Raw genomic sequence first — 17406 nt, 5'->3', positions numbered from 1 at the left:
TTTTTAATATCCCTTCCGATAATCCACCACATTAACCTTGGGGCCTTCTCCGGCAAGATAATGTTTTAAATTCGGAATTAATATATCCTCGACGACCCGCTTATTATAGTGCTCCGTGGATCCGGAGGTGTGAGGAGTAATAATCACATTTTCCATCTCCCATAAAGGACTATCTCCATCAAGGGGCTCTTTTTCAAAAACATCAAGCCCAGCACCGGCGATGAGGCCATCCTGCAATGCCTTAATCAATTCTTTCTCAACCACGATCTCACCGCGGCCAATGTTGATAAAAAAGGCTGAATCTTTCATTATGTTAAATTGTTCCCTTCCAAATAAGTGATAGGTTTCCTTTGTAAGCGGCAAGGTAACAACAACATAATCACATTTCGGTAAAAGAAGCGGTAATTGATCAGTGGTATACATTTCGTCCACAAATTCAGACGGCTGTCCTGAGTGCCTGACACCAGCGACTTTCATTCCAAATGCTTTCGCAATTTTTGCTGTTTCCTTTCCGATGGTACCAACACCAATAATACCGATGGTCTTCTCGTGGATTTCCTGCTTCATATGGGCATGATGCCATGTTTTGGCCTGTTGATTTTTTACATATGTATGAATTTTTCGTGTTAACCCCAGTATCAAGGCAAAGATGGTTTCTGAGATAGGGTAGGCGTGGACACCATTTGCACTTGTTAATATAATTTCTTTCTTCTCAAGTTCCTCCAGCGGCAACGAATTGACGCCGGCACTCCATGTTTGGAGCCATTTTAGTTTCGATTCGGGAGCAAGACAATATTCTTCTAAGCCTTTTTTCCAACCGGCAATAATTTCTGCCCCTGTGATGTGCTCCTGCCAGCTATTTTTGCCGGCAATCACTTCCCAATCAGGGATGACTTTTTTCACCTTCTCAAGCAAAGGGACTTCAAGATTATGGGTTATAACTAACTTACGACGCTGCATCCATCCAACCTCCGTTTAAGAGTAATCTCATTTTCATCATAACATTTTAAAGAAACATTCAACTGTCCAATTATAAATCATTATTAAAAAATACTGTCCAAAATATGGACATTTAACGTGATGCACCAATTGACTTGAAAGGGATCTTCCACTGGCATATTACTTGCAAAATATAATTGTAGGAATATGAGAGGGGAGAATGAATTATGCAGATTCAATATACCAAGGCAATCGTAACAGGAGGAGCTTCCGGGTTGGGAGAAGCTACCGTAAGAAATATCATTAAAAAAGGTGGAAGGGCGGTTATTTTCGATCAGTCTGCAGAACGCGGCCTGCAGCTTCAAACGGAATTAGGAGAGGCGGTCTTATTTTTAAAAACAGATGTAACGGAAGAAGCGGCTATTCAAAAAGCCGTACAAAAAGCAGTTGAGTTTTTAGGCGAAGTCAACACAGTTGTTAATTGTGCCGGAATTGGAATAGCCGAAAAAGTACTAGGACGTAAAGGTGTCCATGATCTTTCCTTATTTTCAAGGGTAATCAATATTAATCTAATCGGAAGTTTTAATGTTATCAGACTTGCTGCCGAAGCCATGGTCAAGAATGATGCTAACGAACAAAATGAAAGAGGAGTCATTATTAATACGGCTTCAGTGGCCGCATTCGAAGGTCAGATCGGCCAAGCAGCCTATAGTGCCTCCAAAGGTGGGATTGTTGGAATGACACTGCCGATTGCAAGGGAACTCTCCCGCTACGGCATCCGCGTGATGACCATTGCTCCAGGACTCTTTCATACACCAATGTTTGATACCCTGCCAGAGGAAGCAAGGGATGCATTGGGAAAAATGGTTCCGTTCCCGCCAAGGCTTGGATTCCCAAATGAATATGCTCAGCTTGTCCAAAGTATCATCGAAAACCCTATGCTGAATGGAGAAACCATCCGGCTTGATGGAGCCATTCGGATGCAGCCAAAATAATAATTGTTTTTTGAATTGGAATGATAAAATGGTATGGTCATTTTCATATCAGAGAAGAGGGAAACCATGAAACTCACAGGAAATACCATCCTCATCACAGGCGGAGCATCCGGTATAGGATTTGCTTTTGCCGAGCGATTTGTTAAGGCAGGAAATAAGGTGATTGTTTGTGGAAGAAGGGAAGCTAAGCTCCAAGAAGCTCAGGAAAAGCTTCCGGGAATTATAACGCGAACATGTGATGTAACAAGCGTGGAGGATCGAATTGCTTTATTCGATTGGGTTACTGACGTTTATCCTGAAGTGAACGTACTCGTCAATAACGCAGGAATACAGCAGCGTTACCATGTATTAAAATCAGAGGCAAAAGATAAATGGAGCTACTATAACCAGGAAATCACCTCCAATATTGAGGCACCTTTCCATCTGACTATGCTATTTTCACCGTTTTTCGCGAAGAAGAAAGATGCGGCAATCATCAATGTCACATCTGGTTTAGCCTATACTCCAATGGCAATCGCTCCGATTTACTCGGCAACAAAGGCGGCGCTTCATTCCTTCACTATGAGCTTGAGGGAACAACTTGAACATACATCTATTGAGGTAATTGAGGTGGCTCCACCAGCTGTCAATACCGACTTGGGGGGTGTTGGTCTCCACACTTTTGGAGCTGATGTGAATGCTTTCGCTGACTCCATTTTTCAAGGATTAACTGAAGGAAAAGTAGAGATTGGTTATGGCAGGTCAGAGGAAGCCATGCGAATGTCTCCTGAAGAAGTGAAAAATACGGTGAAAAATATGTATTCAGGTATGAAGACTATCATTGAATAAGGTATAAGGGGCTGCTCATAATGAACAGCCCTGTTTCGTTAGTCATGTTCAGAAAATCCCGACTTAGGAGGGTTCACGTATTTGCCGTTCATTTTTACCCCAACCCCTTGGTCATAAACCATCTTTCCTCCAAAATAGCCTACTGAAAGGATTGCTGCAGAGGAAACGAGAGAAAATAATAAATAGACTACTAAGATCGTTTTGATCAATTCCTTCTTTTTAAAAATAAAGTAGGACCGAAATGCTACAACAAGAAAAGTAAGAATCGTCGCTATATCTGCAAGCCGTTCATGGTATTCAAAAACATTGGTATTCCCTCTGGCATCATTCTCTGGACCAGTACCTACTGCAATCCAAGCAGTGATAAAGGCAAAAGCCCACAGCCAAAATCCTTGCTTTGGTGATATTCGTTTATTTTTAAAAAGTAAAAAAAAGTCATAACATGTTGCAATAATAATCAGGGCAATCGGAAAATGGACCGCAATCGGATGGATATGCGAAAATACCTCTTTAAACATACTTTTTCCTCCTTTTGGTAAAAAAAACATTCATCTAAAGTGTACAACTTAATACTGAAAAATAAATGAAAAATATCTAAAACTTCCATATTAGTTTTAAATATTTATTAAAAAATTCAAAAAATTATTTATTTTTGTTACAATATTGGTATTGAATCTGTAAGGAGTGATAAAATGCTCCAATTAAAAAGTATCATTACACCATACAGTTGCCTCATAACAGAAGAAACAACGCTTCAAGAAGCTATTGACCTAATGTGCAGAAAGAAGTGGAATCTGCTTCCAGTGACAGACGCTAATCATACATTAGTAGGTGTATTTACTAGAAGCAGTTTACATCAAATGATATCGAAGGAACGCCCACTTAACACTCCGATTAAATCATTCATAAAGAAGCAGGTCGAGACAGTCAGGCTTGATACTCCATACGAAAAAATTCAACAACTTGTAAAAACCAGCAAAGTTGGTACCGGTGTCGTCATTGATGAAAAAAATAGAGTTGTCGGTATTCTGACGAAAACAGATGTCGTGATATCGTTACAGCACCAATTGGATAAAGTAGCTAATCTGATAAAAAAACTGGAGCATACCGAAAATAAAGCTAGTTTCTTCCAACACCGATACCAAAAATCTGAAACTGCCCAATTTACTTGGGATCTTATTCTAAGCATGGACTCCCGCATGGAAAAATTAAAACATAGTGGTGCAAAGGCAGCTAGAGGGAGGTCGACGGTACTTATTTGTGGAGAAAGCGGCACAGGAAAGGAACTGTTTGCCCATGCCATTCACAATGGAAGTCCCAGGAGCAAGGGGAAGTTCGTCGTGGTGAATTGTGCCGCGATTCCAGAAAGTCTACTAGAATCAGAGTTTTTTGGTTATGAAGAGGGGGCTTTTACAGGTGCAAAAAATAAAGGAAAACAGGGTAAGTTTGATTTAGCTGATGGAGGAACTTTGTTTCTTGATGAAATTGGAGATATGTCCTTACCCCTTCAAGCCAAACTGCTTCGTGTTCTTCAAGAACGGGAATTTTATCGCGTGGGTGGAATGAAAAGAATTAAAGTGGATGTCAGAATAATTGCTGCAACCAACCGAAATCTGGAGGAAATGATGAAAGAAGGCACATTTAGAGAAGATCTCTATTATCGGCTAAATGTAATCTCTTTGCAGATTCCTCCCCTTCGTGAGCGGATATATGATGTGGATTTTCTTATAAATGAATTCATACATGAATTTAATCATGTCATTGGAACGAAGATTACAGGAATTGAGGAGCGAGCGAGAAAAGTGTTGCTTGCCTATGATTGGCCAGGAAATGTCCGGGAATTACGCAATGTGTTGGAAAGAGCCGTAACATTCGCTGAAAATAGAAAAATTAAATGGGAGGATCTTCCTGATTATGTGACAAAGCAAATTTCCTTAAAGGAACCGACAGAGAGGATATCGATGGTTGAACATGCAGAGCTTGAAGCCATCAAGAAGGCACTTGTCCAGATGAAAGGAAATAAAGTGAAGGCAGCAAAATTGCTCGGGATCAGCCGCTCAGGATTATATGAGAAACTAAAAAAATACAATGTACCTATATAAAAGACAGGAAGTGTCCATTTATTGGACAAATTTATGTATCTAGTAAAGGAAGTTAGTCGCAAAAAGTCACCAAATGCCCTTTTTAAGAATATTGGAACGATAATTGCATATGTAAGTGGTAGTGATGATCCTGATAAAACCGAAAAGAAGTTGATAAGTGAAGAATTTGCGTTGATAAAAATAGAAAAGGTGTTGATAGCCAGAGAATTTGCGTTGATAAAAATAGAAAAGGTGTTGATAGCCAGAGAATTTGCGTTGATAAAACAAGAAAAGTTGTTGATAGCTAGAGAATTTGCGTCGATAAACCGGAAAAGTCGTTGTGAAGCAAGAAGATCTATGCAGAAATTTTCAATTAGGTTATTAAAAATAAGGGCATCAAAAATACACATAAACGGAAGAGTTCACAAAAGGAGGACTAACGAATGAAACATCCATACCTAAACGAAGATCACGAAATTTTTCGGCAATCCCTGCGAAAGTTTTTAGAAAAAGAAGCATATCCCTTTTATGAACAATGGGAAGAGGAGCGGATGATTCCTCGTTCCTTTTGGAAAAAGATGGGGGAGCAGGGCTATCTTTGCCCAGACATCGATGAAAAATACGGCGGCAGTGAAGTTGATTGGGGCTTTTCAGTTGTAATCAATGAAGAACTTGAAAAAGTCGGCACAGGGCTAATCGGTATCGGACTCCACAATGATATCGTGGTACCTTATATTACCGCCTATGGTAGTGAGGAACAAAAGCAACGCTGGCTGCCACAGTGTGTGACTGGGGAGATTATCACCGCCATTGCGATGACGGAACCAGGCACAGGATCAGACCTGGCTAACATCAAAACAACTGCCAAGCTCCAAGGTGACCATTATGTGGTAAACGGACAAAAAACATTTATCACGAACGGCATCCAATCAGACCTAATTGTCGTTGCTGTCAAAACGGACACGAACGCAGTACCTAAGCACAAAGGGGTCAGCCTGTTGGTGATCGAGCGGGACACACCTGGTTTTTCAAGAGGGAGAAAACTGAATAAACTCGGCCTCCATAGTCAAGACACCGCAGAATTAATCTTTGAAGATTGTCTTGTTCCAAAGGATAATCTTCTTGGCGAAGAAGGCAAGGGATTCCTTTATTTGATGGAAAAACTCCAGCAAGAACGTCTACTCACTGCAATTGGTGCACAGACTGCTGCAGAAGTGATATTGAAAATGACCATTGATTATGTAAAAAGCCGTGAAGCCTTCGGGAAGAAGATCAGTCAATTTCAAAACACCCAGTTTAAGATTGTTGAAATGGCGACAGATATCCAGATGAGTCGCGCCTTTCTCGATCAATTAATCGCTGAGCATATCGAAGGACAAAATGTGGTGACAAAGGTATCGATGGCGAAATGGAAGCTGACCGAGAATGCAAAAAAAGTTGCTGCCGAATGTTTGCAGCTGCACGGTGGCTACGGCTATATGGAAGAATACGAGATTGCGAGAAGGTATCGCGATATCCCAGTCTCGAGTATCTATGCCGGAACCAATGAAATAATGAAAACGATTATTGCGAAAAACTTAGGGCTATAAATTACAGTACGCTGGCGGGAATAACGCGGAAACAGGCGGGAATAACGCGGAAACAGGCGGGAATAACGCGGAAACAGGCGGGAAAACCGAGGAAGCCGGCGGGAATATCGCGGAAACAGGCGGGAAAACCGAGGAAGCCGGCGGGAATATCACGGAACCCCGCGGGAATATCGCAAAAACTCGCGGAATCCCACCACCCCCAAAAAACCAACCAATAGGAGGCGTATAAAATGACCACAACAATCGGAAAAGTATTCGAATTAACCGTAAAACGAAACCCTAACAAGGAAGCAATCTACGATGTTCGTAAAAACGTCCGTTACACATACAAAGAGTGGAACGAGCAGGTTAACCGGTTGGCTAATGCCCTTTTAAAAGAAGGGGTAAAAAAAGGCGATCGGGTTTCCACCTTGATGTTCAACACAGAAGAGTTGGGGACTGCCTTTTTTGCCTGTGCCAAAATCGGTGCCGTGTTTAATCCGATCAACTTCCGACTCATGTCAGAGGAAGTGGCCTTTATTTTATCAGATGCCGCCCCAAAGGTTGTGCTGTTTGAAAAGACATTAGAACCAGTCATTTCTGCCATTGCCAACCGCTTCGATCAAATCTCGTTCTGGTACATTGACGAGGACAAACCGGAATATGCAGCAAGTTATGAAGAAAAAGTTGCCACTGCCTCTACCGATGACATTACGATCGAAGTCAAGGAAGATGATGTGTATGCCTTCATCTACACCAGTGGAACAACCGGACGTCCAAAGGGGGTCATGCACATTCACCGCAGCATGATTGACCAAAGTTTACTCTGCATCGCAGCAGGGAAATTAGAAGCGGACGACGTTGGGCTTGTTACAGCACCGATGTTCCACTGTGCAGAGCTTCATTGTGCCTTCCTTCCTAGAGTTCACGTTGGTGCGAAAAACGTTATCCTTCATCAGTTCAATCCCAAATCAATTCTTCCATTAATAGAAAAAGAAAAAATCACGAAACTGTTTGCTGCACCGACCATGTGGAACATGCTTCTACAGGAGGATTTAAGTCAATATGATCTATCCAGTTTAAAGCTGGGGTTATATGGGGCAGCCCCAATGGCACCATCTCTAGTGCATGCACTGCATGATCGTCTCGGCATTTCTCTTATCCAAGCCTATGGGATGACGGAAATGGGCCCGGCGATTACCTTCTTGTCGGAAGGCGAACAGCTAAGAAAAGCTGGCTCAGCAGGTCAGGCTGCAATAAATCATGACATTAGGATTGTCCGCACGAGAGAAGATGGACCGTCAGACCCGGATGATGTTGTACCAGCTGGAGAAACAGGAGAAATTATCGTTAAAGGACCATGTATGATGCTAGGTTACTATAATCGTCCCGAAGCGACCCACAATGCCATGAACAAAGGCTGGTACCATTCGGGTGATATCGGCTATATGGATGAAGAAGGCTATCTATACGTCAATGACCGTGTTGACGACATGATTATCAGCGGGGGGGAAAACATTTACCCGCGTGAGGTAGAGGATGTGCTTCATGGGCATCCGGGTGTACTCGATGTTGCAGTTGTCGGTCAGCCTGATGACCGTTGGGGTGAAACTGTTACGGCTTTCATTGTAAAAAAAGACCCGAAAATCACCGAAGAAGAATTGGATGAATTTTGTAAAAATAGTGACAAACTGGCAAATTATAAGCGCCCACGAAAATACCACTTTTGTGAAGCACTGCCCCGAAATGCTAGCGGGAAAATTCAAAAGTTTATCCTGCGCAAACAGCTTGAGGAACTATTTGCTCCCGATCAAGCAAGCAAGTAAGAAAGGACTTAAACTATGTTACATGGCATTAAAGTCATAGATTTTACTAATTACCTTCCTGGACCGTTTGCCACCTTAAGACTGGCAGAATTGGGGGTAGAAATTATCAAGGTGGAGTCACCGGAAGGGGATCCCGCCAGAAATACAGGATTTTTTAAGCAAAAGGAAGGGTTAGTTTTTCATGCCAACAACCGTCAGAAAAAGAGCATCACTCTTAATCTGAAAGAGGAAGAGGAAAGGCAAGTAGCGTTAAAAATAATTTCAAATGCTGACGTTCTCATCGAAAGTTTTAGACCAGGGGTGATGGAAAAACTGGGGCTTGGATATGAGACTGTTCAACAGATAAAGCCAGATATCGTCTATTGCTCCATTTCTGGATTTGGGCAGAACAGTTCATTGAGCAAACTGGGTAATCATGACATCAATTACATGGCTTTAAGCGGGGTGCTGGCTCAACTAAAGGATCAACAAGGCAGACCTGTGCATCCATCTATTACGCTTGCTGATTATGTAGGGGGATTTGCCGCAAACGAACGGATTTTAGCCGGCCTAGTTTCTAAATCACTTACTGGTAAGGGAAGCTATCATTCTATCTCAATCACGGATCAAATGGTTTCTATGCTGGGTAATCATGTCCTCGTTCAACAGGAAACGGGTCAAGGCACTGGAGTACCTGTCCTAAACGGTAGTGTGATCTCCTACGCGATTTATGAAACGATGGATGGTCGGTATATGAGTCTTGGTGCGCTGGAGCCGAAGTTTTGGCATAATTTTTGTTTGGCGCACGGTCGTGAGGACTGGATCAACAGCCATTTTTCAAAAAACAATCAGGAAAACCCTGTTTTCCATGAAATTACCGCCTTGTTTATGAGTAAATCCTTCTATGAGTGGATTGAATTCTCCCAGAAGGTTGATTGCTGCATGGCACCAGTTTTGGAAGTGGGGGAACTCACCGAAAATCCTTATTTTATAGAAAAAGAGCTGGTATTCAAATCTTCTTGGGGAGATTACCAGGTTAAAATGCATAGTGACCTGAAACTAGAATCGTTAACCCCTCCACCCAAAAAAGGAGAGCACCGGGAACAAATTTTGAAGAATATTTTAATGTGAATTTCTGAATCAATCTTTACTTAGTAACATTATTCTTTGAATGAAATGATTTACACAAAAAATGAAGAAACCCCTTCAGAAAGCTTTCTGAGGGGGCTTTAACATTAAAGCTGATATCCGTAGTTGAACTAATATTTAGGTGAATGGCAGTCAAAAGGAAAGGAATGGTATGGTGAGTAAATGGTATGAGATTCATATGTTGGATGATGTAAGAAAACTTAGATTCAAAGGTACGATGTTAATGTTTTTCATTTCCTTCTTAATGGTTATGATATTCGGCAATTTTACTCATTCATTTGATACTGCCTACATCATTAACTCTTGCCTTGGTTTCGCACTGGGATTTAAACGAAAAGCCTCTTTATCCAATCAATTAGTTTTTTCCATCTTTGTCATTGCATTATTTTACTATATTTGCTATCAAACAGAACCTGAACAAATGATCCATGTTTCTGCTGGACATCTATCCATGCTATTAGGGATTTTTGCAGGGGAAATTCAAGATCGATTAGAAAAGGAGAAACTAAATAAAAAGCAGCCTTAGTCTATATTTCATAGAGCTAAGACTGCATCTTAGAGTAGGCTTTATAAAATATGTTTACCCGCAAATTTTACTAAAGTTAAAATCAGCAAACGATTCAAAGCGAATGGTCTTTTCGTGAAAATTTAAAAACGAGGTGACCTGATTAGGGATGACCACACATTTCATCCCGGCGTCAATAGCAGCCATGGATCCATTCACCGAATCTTCGATGGCCACTGCCTCAGCTGGTTCAATTTGCAATTCCTCTAACGCCTTTTGATATAGGGCCGGGTCAGGTTTGACTCTTAAAACATCCTCTTTCGTCTTAATGACAGAGAAATAATCCATAAGTTCAAATTGAATAAGGAATCGCTCCACCCATTCCTTTGAAGAGCTGGAAGCAAGCCCAATTACATAGCCTAATTGTTTAATTTCCTCAAGTAACTCCCTTACTCCCTCACGAAGTTCCAGCTTGGTCAATTTTTCAGAAAATCGGTCTCTAACTGTTTGGCTTAGTTCTTGTGGGTTTACAGCCGTTCCCGTTTGAGATTCTATATACTGAAATAAAGTTTCATCCGTTGTCCCAACACACTTCGCAAAAATATCAAGCGGCAACTCGATTTGGAATCGCTCATCCAGCAATTCTTTAAACCCTTCAAACCACATCGACTCCGTATCAACAATCGTTCCATCAAAATCAAATATGACTGCTTTCATTGCCATGTTTACCTCCTGAAATGTCACTTATATACAAATTATATATTAATTTTAAAAATATGATATGCTATTTTAGAGATTGATAAGAAAGGAGAAATGAATTTGTTTGAAAAAGCTTTGCCTCTGTTACAAACTTATTTTGGCTATAATTCCTTCCGCATAGGTCAAGAGCAGGCAATTCGTTCTGTGCTGTCAGGGAATAATACGATTTGTGTGATGCCAACTGGTGGCGGCAAATCGATTTGCTATCAAATTCCTGCGATGATTCTTCCAGGTACCACAATCGTTATTTCCCCACTGATCTCCTTGATGAAAGATCAGGTTGATTCCCTCATTCAAAATGGTATTCCTGCAACATTTATTAACAGTTCTATCAGCTACAATGAAGCGAATGATCGAATTCAGGCTGCTAAGCAAGGAAAGGTTAAATTGCTTTACATCGCTCCTGAACGATTAGATTCTCCTGAATTTATTGCTGAGCTAAAAAGTATGGAGATTCCGATGGTAGCTGTGGACGAGGCTCACTGTATCTCACAATGGGGACATGATTTTCGTCCAAGCTATCGCCAAATTAGCAAAATGATCAACTGCCTCCACCAAAAGCCAATCGTGCTCGCCTTAACGGCAACCGCAACCCCAAAAGTGCGAGAGGATATCTGTGAACTGCTTGCTATTCAAGAGAACCACTCCATCATTACCGGTTTCGAACGTGTTAACTTATCCTTTTCGGTTATTAAGGGACAAGATCGCTGGAAGTACCTTTTGCAATACTTGAAAAAGAATGAAAAAGAAGCAGGAATCATCTATGCGGCGACGCGAAAAAATGTAGATACCCTATATGAACGGCTGCAAAAAGAAAACATTAATGCTGCCAGGTATCATGCAGGTATGAATGATCAAGAACGCAATGCGGAACAGGAACGCTTTTTAACCGACCAAGCCTCGGTTATGGTTGCCACCTCTGCCTTTGGGATGGGAATCGATAAAAGTAATATCCGTTTTGTGGTGCATCTTCAACTTCCAAAAAATATGGAGAGCTATTACCAGGAGGCAGGCCGTGCCGGACGAGACGGGCTGGATAGTGAATGTATCGTTCTGTATTCGCCACAGGATGTGCAGATCCAGCGCTTTCTGATTGAACAATCAACAGATAGAAACCGTATCACAAAAGAGCTGGAAAAGCTTCAGCAAATGGTTGATTACTGCCATACGGAAAGCTGCCTACAGGAGTTTATCTTAAAATACTTTGGTGAGACAGAAACTGAGCAATGTGGGCGGTGCGGAAACTGTACGGATTCGCGGTCAAGCGTTGATGTGACCAAAGAAGCACAAATGGTGTTATCCTGCGTGATTCGGATGGGGCAGCGATTTGGCAAAAACATAACAGCCCAGGTATTAACCGGTTCGAAAAATAAGAAAGTGACTGAAATGGGATTTGAAAAACTGTCTACCTATGGAATCATGAAGGATCAGAGTGCCAAGGACGTGGGAGATTTCATTGAATTTTTGATTTCTCAGGAGCTAATCGCCATTGAACAAGGGACCTATCCAACCATTTATGTTTCTCCTAAAGGAAAAGAGGTACTCCTTGGGAAAGAACAAGTATCTAGAAGAGAAACGGTGCAAGTCAAACAAGTATCCAAAACGGATCCTCTGTTTGAGATATTACGGGAGGTACGCAAACAGATCGCCGCATCAGAAAAAGTCCCGCCATTTGTCATTTTTTCCGATGCTACCCTTCAGGATATGTGTGCTAAACTGCCATTAACCAGTGAAGAATTTTTACAAGTCAGTGGGGTTGGTGAGCAAAAGCTGGAGAAATATGGACAGGAATTTATCAAGGCGATTCTCGAATTTTATGAAGAAAACCCCGACTATCAAAGTGAAAATAATCCAGTCCCGGTTGCTCCTAAAAGGTCTGCTAAAAAGGCAGTGGGGGACTCCCATTTAGAAACGTACCAAATGCATCAAAATCACCTCTCTATACAAGAAATCGCCAAGCAGCGTGAATTGGCGGTCAGCACGGTAGAAAATCATCTTCTCCAATGTGCCCAACAGGGGATGGAGGTAGATTTTTTAAGTCTCATACCTAGTGAATTTATACCACTCCTTGAACATGCAGTGGAAAAAGCCGGCCGAGAACGCCTCAAACCGATAAAGGAAATGCTACCCGAAGAAGTAAGTTATTTTATGATTAAGGTATATGTCTATTATTTAAGTAAGAAAAAATAAAGAAATGGCTGAACTGTGACAAATAAAGGTTCAGCCATTTTTTGTTATTAGGGCTTATGATAGAATTATAGGAAAATTATGTTAAAATTGAAATAAGTAACGTTAAGAGGGTGAGGACCATCGAAACAAATCAAGAAGTTGTGATTAGCATTAAGGAATTAAAGAAGAATTATGGATCAAAAAGTGTCTTAAAGGGAATTGATTTGTCCGTAAAACGTGGACAAATCATCGGATATATCGGGCCAAATGGTGCCGGAAAAAGTACCACCATCAAAATCTTGCTTGGTCTTGAAACTGACTTTACCGGAACTGTAGAAATACTGGGTGAGACCTTAAATGAAAAGAATATTGATTATAAGAGGAAAATCGGTTATGTCCCGGAAATTGCCGAACTGTATGATAATCTCACGGCAAGAGAGTACTTAACTTTTATTGGAGAACTTTACGGAATGGAGCTCGCCAAGGCAGATGAGAAGGCGCAAAAACTGATGAAGGTCTTTGGACTTGAAGGTGTATATGACTCGCGCATCGCTTCTTTTTCAAAAGGAATGCGGCAAAAGGTATTGATTATATCCAGTTTAATACATAATCCAGATTTATTATTTTTAGATGAGCCGCTTAGTGGACTTGATGCCAATAGTGTTATGGTTTTTAAAGAAATTCTGGCCATTCTGGCTGCCCAGGGAAAAACCATCTTTTATTCCTCCCATATCATGGATGTGGTTGAGAAAATAAGCAGTCGAATCATTTTAATTAATGATGGGATCATTGTGGCCGACGGCAGTTTCAACGATTTAAAGGAGCAAAATAAAGAAGGGTCTTTGGAGCAAATTTTTAACCAACTGACTGGTTTTAATGAACATCAGGAAATGGCAGAAGCATTTGTCTCCATTGTTCAAGAGGTGTAGAGACCGTGAAAGATTTCCGAACTTTAAAAATCTTGGATGCATTTAGCGGTTTTTTTGAAAGGCTTGGTGTAGATTATCCTATCATGAGAAAAATCCTAGTGGTTAAACTTACGATGGATGGTCGCAGGACACCAACCATTTTTAATCAACAGGGAAACAAAAAGAAAAAACCGGAAGAGAATGGATTTATTAAGTCGCTGTGGATCTATGTATTAATGAGCCTCATGCTGATACCTGTTGTCAATCTTGGAACAAGCTATCTTTATCAAATGAGTCTCTTTTATGGGATCGTCATGTTCCTCGTAATGACATCGATGATTTCTGACTTTTCCAATGTACTGCTTGACGTAAGAGACAAAGGGATTTTGCTGACCAAGCCGATCAACAAAAAAACCGTTAGTGCTGCTAAAACGGTTCATATCTCGATTTATTTATTTTTTCTTACTATAGCCATATCTGCTGTGCCTATGATTGTGGGAGCTTTTAGACATGGGCTGTTATTCTTTCTTTTATCCTTACTTGGACTCTTACTTCTAGATTTATTTATAGTTGTTTTAACAGCCATCATCTATTATTTTATTTTGCGCTTTTTTGATGGAGAAAAATTAAAGGATATTATTAATTATGTCCAAATAGGGTTATCAATCTCGATTGCAGTAGGCTATCAAATTTTGGTAAGGGCGTTTAGTATAGTAGATTTGAAAATTACCTTTACACCTAGTTGGTGGCAGTTCCTTGTTCCTCCCATTTGGTTCGGAGCTCCATTCGAATTAATTTTTGGGCATCTGGTCAATCAAACCCTTTATATTTATTCAGTGTTAGCACTGATTGTCCCGATTCTCGCAATTATGATCTATGCTCGGATGTTGCCTTCATTCGAGCAGAATTTACAAAAATTATCGAATAATAGTGGTGAGGGCAAACGAAAAGAGCGCAAATGGAAAAATATAGTGGTCAAATTGTTATGCAGGAATAATGAAGAGAAAATGTTTTTCCGATTTGCAGATCATATGATGCGGAATGAAAGGGAATTTCGTTTAAAGGTATATCCTTCACTCGGTATGTCATTAGTTTTTCCGTTTATATTCATGTTCAATGAGATTCAAATGAATTCTTATGCCCATTTAGTAGAAAGTAAATGGTATCTCACCATTTACATGTCCTGCACAATGATTCCCGGTGCAGTTACCATGTTGAAATACTCAGGGAAATATAAGGGGGCTTGGGTATTTAGAGCAGCACCCCTTCATAATTTAGCCCCATTGTTTAGTGGGGTATTAAAGGTATTTATCGTCAACCTCTTTTTTCCAGTTTATTTTATTTTATGTATTATTTTTATTGGAATCTTTGGATTTAAGGTGATTCCTGATCTAGTAGTAGTAATGGTTACAGCTGTTCTCTATACTGTCATTAGTACGATCTTTCTTAAAGGTACCTTGCCATTTTCAGAGTCCTTTCAGGATGTTAAGCAGAATGGGGGACTGCAAATGATCGGTGCTCTTCTTTTAATCGGCATTTTTATTGGCATCCATTTTGCGGTTACCTTTATTCCTTTCGGTGTGTTTATTTACCTGATTATTCTAAGCGTCATCACATTATTTTCTTGGAAACGAGCCTATAAAACCATTTGGTCTATCCGATAATACAAAGCTGCCATTGGTCTGAAGTGACTAATGACAGCTTTTTATTTGGTCATTCATTTTACTCTCTTTTTTTGTTGTTATTTCCTTGGAAATTTGTCGAAAACTAATCGTCAAGAAAGGGCTTGTTTACGTAGTAATACATAAATGCCATTAGGACACCGCCGCCAAATAAATTTCCTATCGTGACGGGAACAAGATTATGAATAACACCGCCCCATGAAATCGTTCCAGGATGATTGAGGACTAAGGCTATGGCGAAGGTACACATATTGGCAATGCTGTGCTCATAACCGGATATAAAGAAGCAAAACACAAACAGCATCATGGCAAACATTTTGGGGCCATCCCCTTTTAGTCCCATTGGTAAAAAGAAAGCTAAACAAACAAGCCAATTACAAAGAATCGCTCTGAAAAATAATTCAACGGTCGGCACATGCATTTTTTTATCCACCACACTAAGTAAAAAGCCATTTACCGTTGATTCGGCGAACAACCCGGTGGTAAAAATCATAAAGGCAAAGGCAGCAGCCCCTAAAATATTGCCAATATAACTGCAAACCCATAATCTTATTACCTCAGACCAGGAGAGCTTACGCCGAAATGCCGCGTATGTGTAATAAAAGGTATTTCCCGTAAATAGGTCACCGCCGCCATATGCGATTAATATAATGGCTGCACCAAAGGTTATGGCCGCCATCGGGTAGGTGAACGGTGAATGTTCCATGTAAAAATAATTTCCCGTTTTAAAGGCAACAATCACGCCAAATCCTATAAACATACTGGCAAGCATGGCCCGTAAAATGTAACGTAATAGACTTTGTCTAAATATTGTCACCTTTTTCAACGCTAATTTTTCGACTTCCCTTAAAGATTCCATTTCCATTGGGCTAACCACCAATCCATTTCCTAATTTATCCTTTATTTTGAACAGAAAAGGCCGGAATATGTGGCGGAATACTTTTCCATCTTTTTTCTATCCTTTATACTGGTTTTAGAAGTAAGTACATCGGGGGGGACTGGATGAGAATCTTAGTGGTTGGTGCAGGAGCTGTTGGTGGTTATTTTGGCGGTCGGTTACTTGAAAAAGGAGAGGACGTCACTTTTTTAGTAAGAGAGGGAAGAAGAAATAAGCTGAAAGACACTGGACTGGCTATTGAGAGTGTTCACGGCAATGCTATTCTTTTTCCAAATACAATGGTTGCCGGAGAGGATGCAGAGCCATTTAGTTTAATTATACTCTCAACAAAGGCCTATCATTTAAATGGGGCAATCGAGAGTATTCGGCGCTATGTAGGAAAGGATACCATGATATTGCCATTATTAAATGGACTCTTGCATTATGATAAACTGGCAGCGGAATTTGGCGCTGAGAAAGTGATCGGCGGACTTTGCTTTATAGAAAGTACTCTGGATAAAGAAGGAAGAGTGATTCAAACAAGCACCAAGCATGATATTGTATTCGGAGAGCTAAATGGCGTAAGGTCTGAACGAATCTCAAAAGTTGAGGCTGCTTTTAGCGGAACGAAAACAGGATATCGGTTAAGTGAAAACATTAGCCAGGATTTGTGGAATAAGTATTTGTTTATTGCGGTAATGTCAGGGATCACCACATTGATGAGAGCGCCAATAGGCCCAATTCGTGAGTTGCCTGAAGGTAAAACAACCATGGACCGATTGTTACAAGAAATTATTTCAGTTATGAAGTCGGCAGGTGCCCCGTTTACAGAAGATATTCAAAACAACATTGTCGAGCAAATAAATGGGCTAGGATTTGAGATGAAATCCTCCATGCAGAGGGATATGGAGAAAACACTGCCGGTAGAAGCAGATCATTTACAAGGGTATTTATTAGAAATGGCCCGCAAAGATCACCTACAGGTCCCGGTATTAGAAAGTGTCTATGCTAATTTAAAAATTTATGAAAAACAGTTGTTAGTATAATACGAACAGACAAACAAGCATCCGATTATTTTATCGGATGCTTGTTTTAATGTAGCCTTAAATTTTTTGTCCTGTTTTACAAATCTGAAAAAGTT

At 40.5% G+C, this 17406-nt stretch carries 16 protein-coding genes; 12 read left to right on the top strand and 4 right to left on the bottom strand.

Features of this window, described 5'->3' with window-relative positions:
* Nucleotides 1-3: 3 nt before the first annotated feature.
* Nucleotides 4-960: a D-2-hydroxyacid dehydrogenase gene (locus ACI3K6_RS12840; RefSeq protein ID WP_435555140.1), complete on the bottom strand. Its 957-nt coding sequence runs from the start codon at nt 958-960 to the stop codon at nt 4-6.
* A gap of 206 nt (nt 961-1166) precedes the next feature.
* Between ACI3K6_RS12840 and ACI3K6_RS12835 the strand changes: the two genes are divergently transcribed.
* Together ACI3K6_RS12835 and ACI3K6_RS12830 are read left to right on the top strand one after the other, a co-directional pair.
* A complete protein-coding gene (locus ACI3K6_RS12835) occupies nt 1167-1934 on the top strand; it encodes a 3-hydroxyacyl-CoA dehydrogenase (protein WP_435555139.1) in 768 nt (255 codons plus the stop codon).
* A 66-nt stretch (nt 1935-2000) separates the two neighbouring features.
* Nucleotides 2001-2762, top strand: coding sequence for an SDR family oxidoreductase (locus ACI3K6_RS12830; protein WP_435555138.1), 762 nt, complete (start codon nt 2001-2003; stop codon nt 2760-2762).
* Nucleotides 2763-2800: 38 nt separating this feature from the next.
* Here ACI3K6_RS12830 and ACI3K6_RS12825 read toward each other — a convergent pair whose 3' ends face one another.
* Nucleotides 2801-3280, bottom strand: coding sequence for a DUF2231 domain-containing protein (locus ACI3K6_RS12825; RefSeq protein WP_435555137.1), 480 nt, complete (start codon nt 3278-3280; stop codon nt 2801-2803).
* Between the two features lie 174 nt (nt 3281-3454).
* On the opposite strand from ACI3K6_RS12825, the gene ACI3K6_RS12820 reads away from it, so the two are divergent.
* The 6 genes from ACI3K6_RS12820 to ACI3K6_RS12795 all read left to right on the top strand — a co-directional run bounded on the left by ACI3K6_RS12820 (nt 3455) and on the right by ACI3K6_RS12795 (nt 9891).
* Nucleotides 3455-4864 carry a sigma 54-interacting transcriptional regulator gene (locus ACI3K6_RS12820; protein ID WP_435555136.1) on the top strand — a complete coding sequence of 470 codons (1410 nt, stop codon included), beginning with the start codon at nt 3455-3457 and terminating at the stop codon, nt 4862-4864.
* Between the two features lie 21 nt (nt 4865-4885).
* Nucleotides 4886-5290 carry a hypothetical protein gene (locus ACI3K6_RS12815; RefSeq protein ID WP_435555135.1) on the top strand — a complete coding sequence of 135 codons (405 nt, stop codon included), beginning with the start codon at nt 4886-4888 and terminating at the stop codon, nt 5288-5290.
* Entirely contained in the window at nt 5287-6432 is a 1146-nt protein-coding gene (locus ACI3K6_RS12810) for an acyl-CoA dehydrogenase family protein (RefSeq protein ID WP_435555134.1), read from the top strand. Before ACI3K6_RS12815 ends, ACI3K6_RS12810 begins: the two co-directional genes overlap by 4 nt.
* Before the next feature lie 230 nt (nt 6433-6662).
* Entirely contained in the window at nt 6663-8237 is a 1575-nt protein-coding gene (locus ACI3K6_RS12805; protein WP_435555133.1) for a fatty acid--CoA ligase, read from the top strand.
* A 15-nt stretch (nt 8238-8252) separates the two neighbouring features.
* The gene (locus tag ACI3K6_RS12800; protein WP_435555132.1) at nt 8253-9347 is read left to right on the top strand and encodes a CaiB/BaiF CoA transferase family protein; all 1095 of its coding nucleotides are present in this window, start codon (nt 8253-8255) and stop codon (nt 9345-9347) included.
* A 169-nt stretch (nt 9348-9516) separates the two neighbouring features.
* Nucleotides 9517-9891, top strand: a complete 375-nt coding sequence (locus ACI3K6_RS12795) for a hypothetical protein (protein ID WP_435555131.1) — start codon at nt 9517-9519, stop codon at nt 9889-9891.
* Between the two features lie 54 nt (nt 9892-9945).
* Here the strand turns inward: ACI3K6_RS12795 and ACI3K6_RS12790 are convergent, their stop codons facing one another.
* Entirely contained in the window at nt 9946-10587 is a 642-nt protein-coding gene (locus ACI3K6_RS12790) for an HAD family hydrolase (RefSeq protein ID WP_435555246.1), read from the bottom strand.
* A gap of 102 nt (nt 10588-10689) precedes the next feature.
* Here ACI3K6_RS12790 and recQ point away from each other — a divergent pair, with 102 nt between their 5' ends.
* The 3 genes from recQ to ACI3K6_RS12775 all read left to right on the top strand — a co-directional run bounded on the left by recQ (nt 10690) and on the right by ACI3K6_RS12775 (nt 15370).
* Nucleotides 10690-12819: a DNA helicase RecQ gene (gene recQ / locus ACI3K6_RS12785; RefSeq protein ID WP_435555130.1), complete on the top strand. Its 2130-nt coding sequence runs from the start codon at nt 10690-10692 to the stop codon at nt 12817-12819.
* 110 nt (nt 12820-12929) lie between these two features.
* On the top strand, nt 12930-13727 hold the full coding sequence (locus ACI3K6_RS12780; protein ID WP_435555129.1) for an ABC transporter ATP-binding protein: 798 nt from the start codon (nt 12930-12932) through the stop codon (nt 13725-13727).
* A 5-nt stretch (nt 13728-13732) separates the two neighbouring features.
* On the top strand, nt 13733-15370 hold the full coding sequence (locus ACI3K6_RS12775) for a hypothetical protein (RefSeq protein ID WP_435555128.1): 1638 nt from the start codon (nt 13733-13735) through the stop codon (nt 15368-15370).
* A gap of 103 nt (nt 15371-15473) precedes the next feature.
* Here ACI3K6_RS12775 and ACI3K6_RS12770 read toward each other — a convergent pair whose 3' ends face one another.
* Nucleotides 15474-16253 carry a formate/nitrite transporter family protein gene (locus tag ACI3K6_RS12770; RefSeq protein ID WP_335481137.1) on the bottom strand — a complete coding sequence of 260 codons (780 nt, stop codon included), beginning with the start codon at nt 16251-16253 and terminating at the stop codon, nt 15474-15476.
* Between the two features lie 137 nt (nt 16254-16390).
* Here ACI3K6_RS12770 and ACI3K6_RS12765 point away from each other — a divergent pair, with 137 nt between their 5' ends.
* Entirely contained in the window at nt 16391-17311 is a 921-nt protein-coding gene (locus ACI3K6_RS12765) for a ketopantoate reductase family protein (protein WP_435555127.1), read from the top strand.
* The last annotated feature ends 95 nt before the right edge of the window (nt 17312-17406 follow it).

Source organism: Neobacillus solisequens, assembly GCF_051233465.1.
In the GTDB taxonomy this organism is placed as follows: Bacteria; Bacillota; Bacilli; order Bacillales; family Cytobacillaceae; genus Neobacillus.
Note: the sequence above shows the minus strand (reverse complement) of the source record. Positions and strands in the feature narration are given on the sequence as shown.

What these genes read in the sequence shown, in the direction of transcription:
- ACI3K6_RS12840 (WP_435555140.1), bottom strand. Translation starts at nt 960, where the DNA reads ATGCAGCGTCGTAAGTTAGTTATAACCCATAATCTTGAAGTCCCTTTG.
- ACI3K6_RS12835 (WP_435555139.1), top strand. Translation starts at nt 1,167, where the DNA reads ATGCAGATTCAATATACCAAGGCAATCGTAACAGGAGGAGCTTCCGGG.
- ACI3K6_RS12830 (WP_435555138.1), top strand. Translation starts at nt 2,001, where the DNA reads ATGAAACTCACAGGAAATACCATCCTCATCACAGGCGGAGCATCCGGT.
- ACI3K6_RS12825 (WP_435555137.1), bottom strand. Translation starts at nt 3,280, where the DNA reads ATGTTTAAAGAGGTATTTTCGCATATCCATCCGATTGCGGTCCATTTT.
- ACI3K6_RS12820 (WP_435555136.1), top strand. Translation starts at nt 3,455, where the DNA reads ATGCTCCAATTAAAAAGTATCATTACACCATACAGTTGCCTCATAACA.
- ACI3K6_RS12810 (WP_435555134.1), top strand. Translation starts at nt 5,287, where the DNA reads ATGAAACATCCATACCTAAACGAAGATCACGAAATTTTTCGGCAATCC.
- ACI3K6_RS12805 (WP_435555133.1), top strand. Translation starts at nt 6,663, where the DNA reads ATGACCACAACAATCGGAAAAGTATTCGAATTAACCGTAAAACGAAAC.
- ACI3K6_RS12800 (WP_435555132.1), top strand. Translation starts at nt 8,253, where the DNA reads ATGTTACATGGCATTAAAGTCATAGATTTTACTAATTACCTTCCTGGA.
- ACI3K6_RS12795 (WP_435555131.1), top strand. Translation starts at nt 9,517, where the DNA reads ATGGTGAGTAAATGGTATGAGATTCATATGTTGGATGATGTAAGAAAA.
- ACI3K6_RS12790 (WP_435555246.1), bottom strand. Translation starts at nt 10,587, where the DNA reads ATGAAAGCAGTCATATTTGATTTTGATGGAACGATTGTTGATACGGAG.
- ACI3K6_RS12770 (WP_335481137.1), bottom strand. Translation starts at nt 16,253, where the DNA reads ATGGAAATGGAATCTTTAAGGGAAGTCGAAAAATTAGCGTTGAAAAAG.
- ACI3K6_RS12765 (WP_435555127.1), top strand. Translation starts at nt 16,391, where the DNA reads ATGAGAATCTTAGTGGTTGGTGCAGGAGCTGTTGGTGGTTATTTTGGC.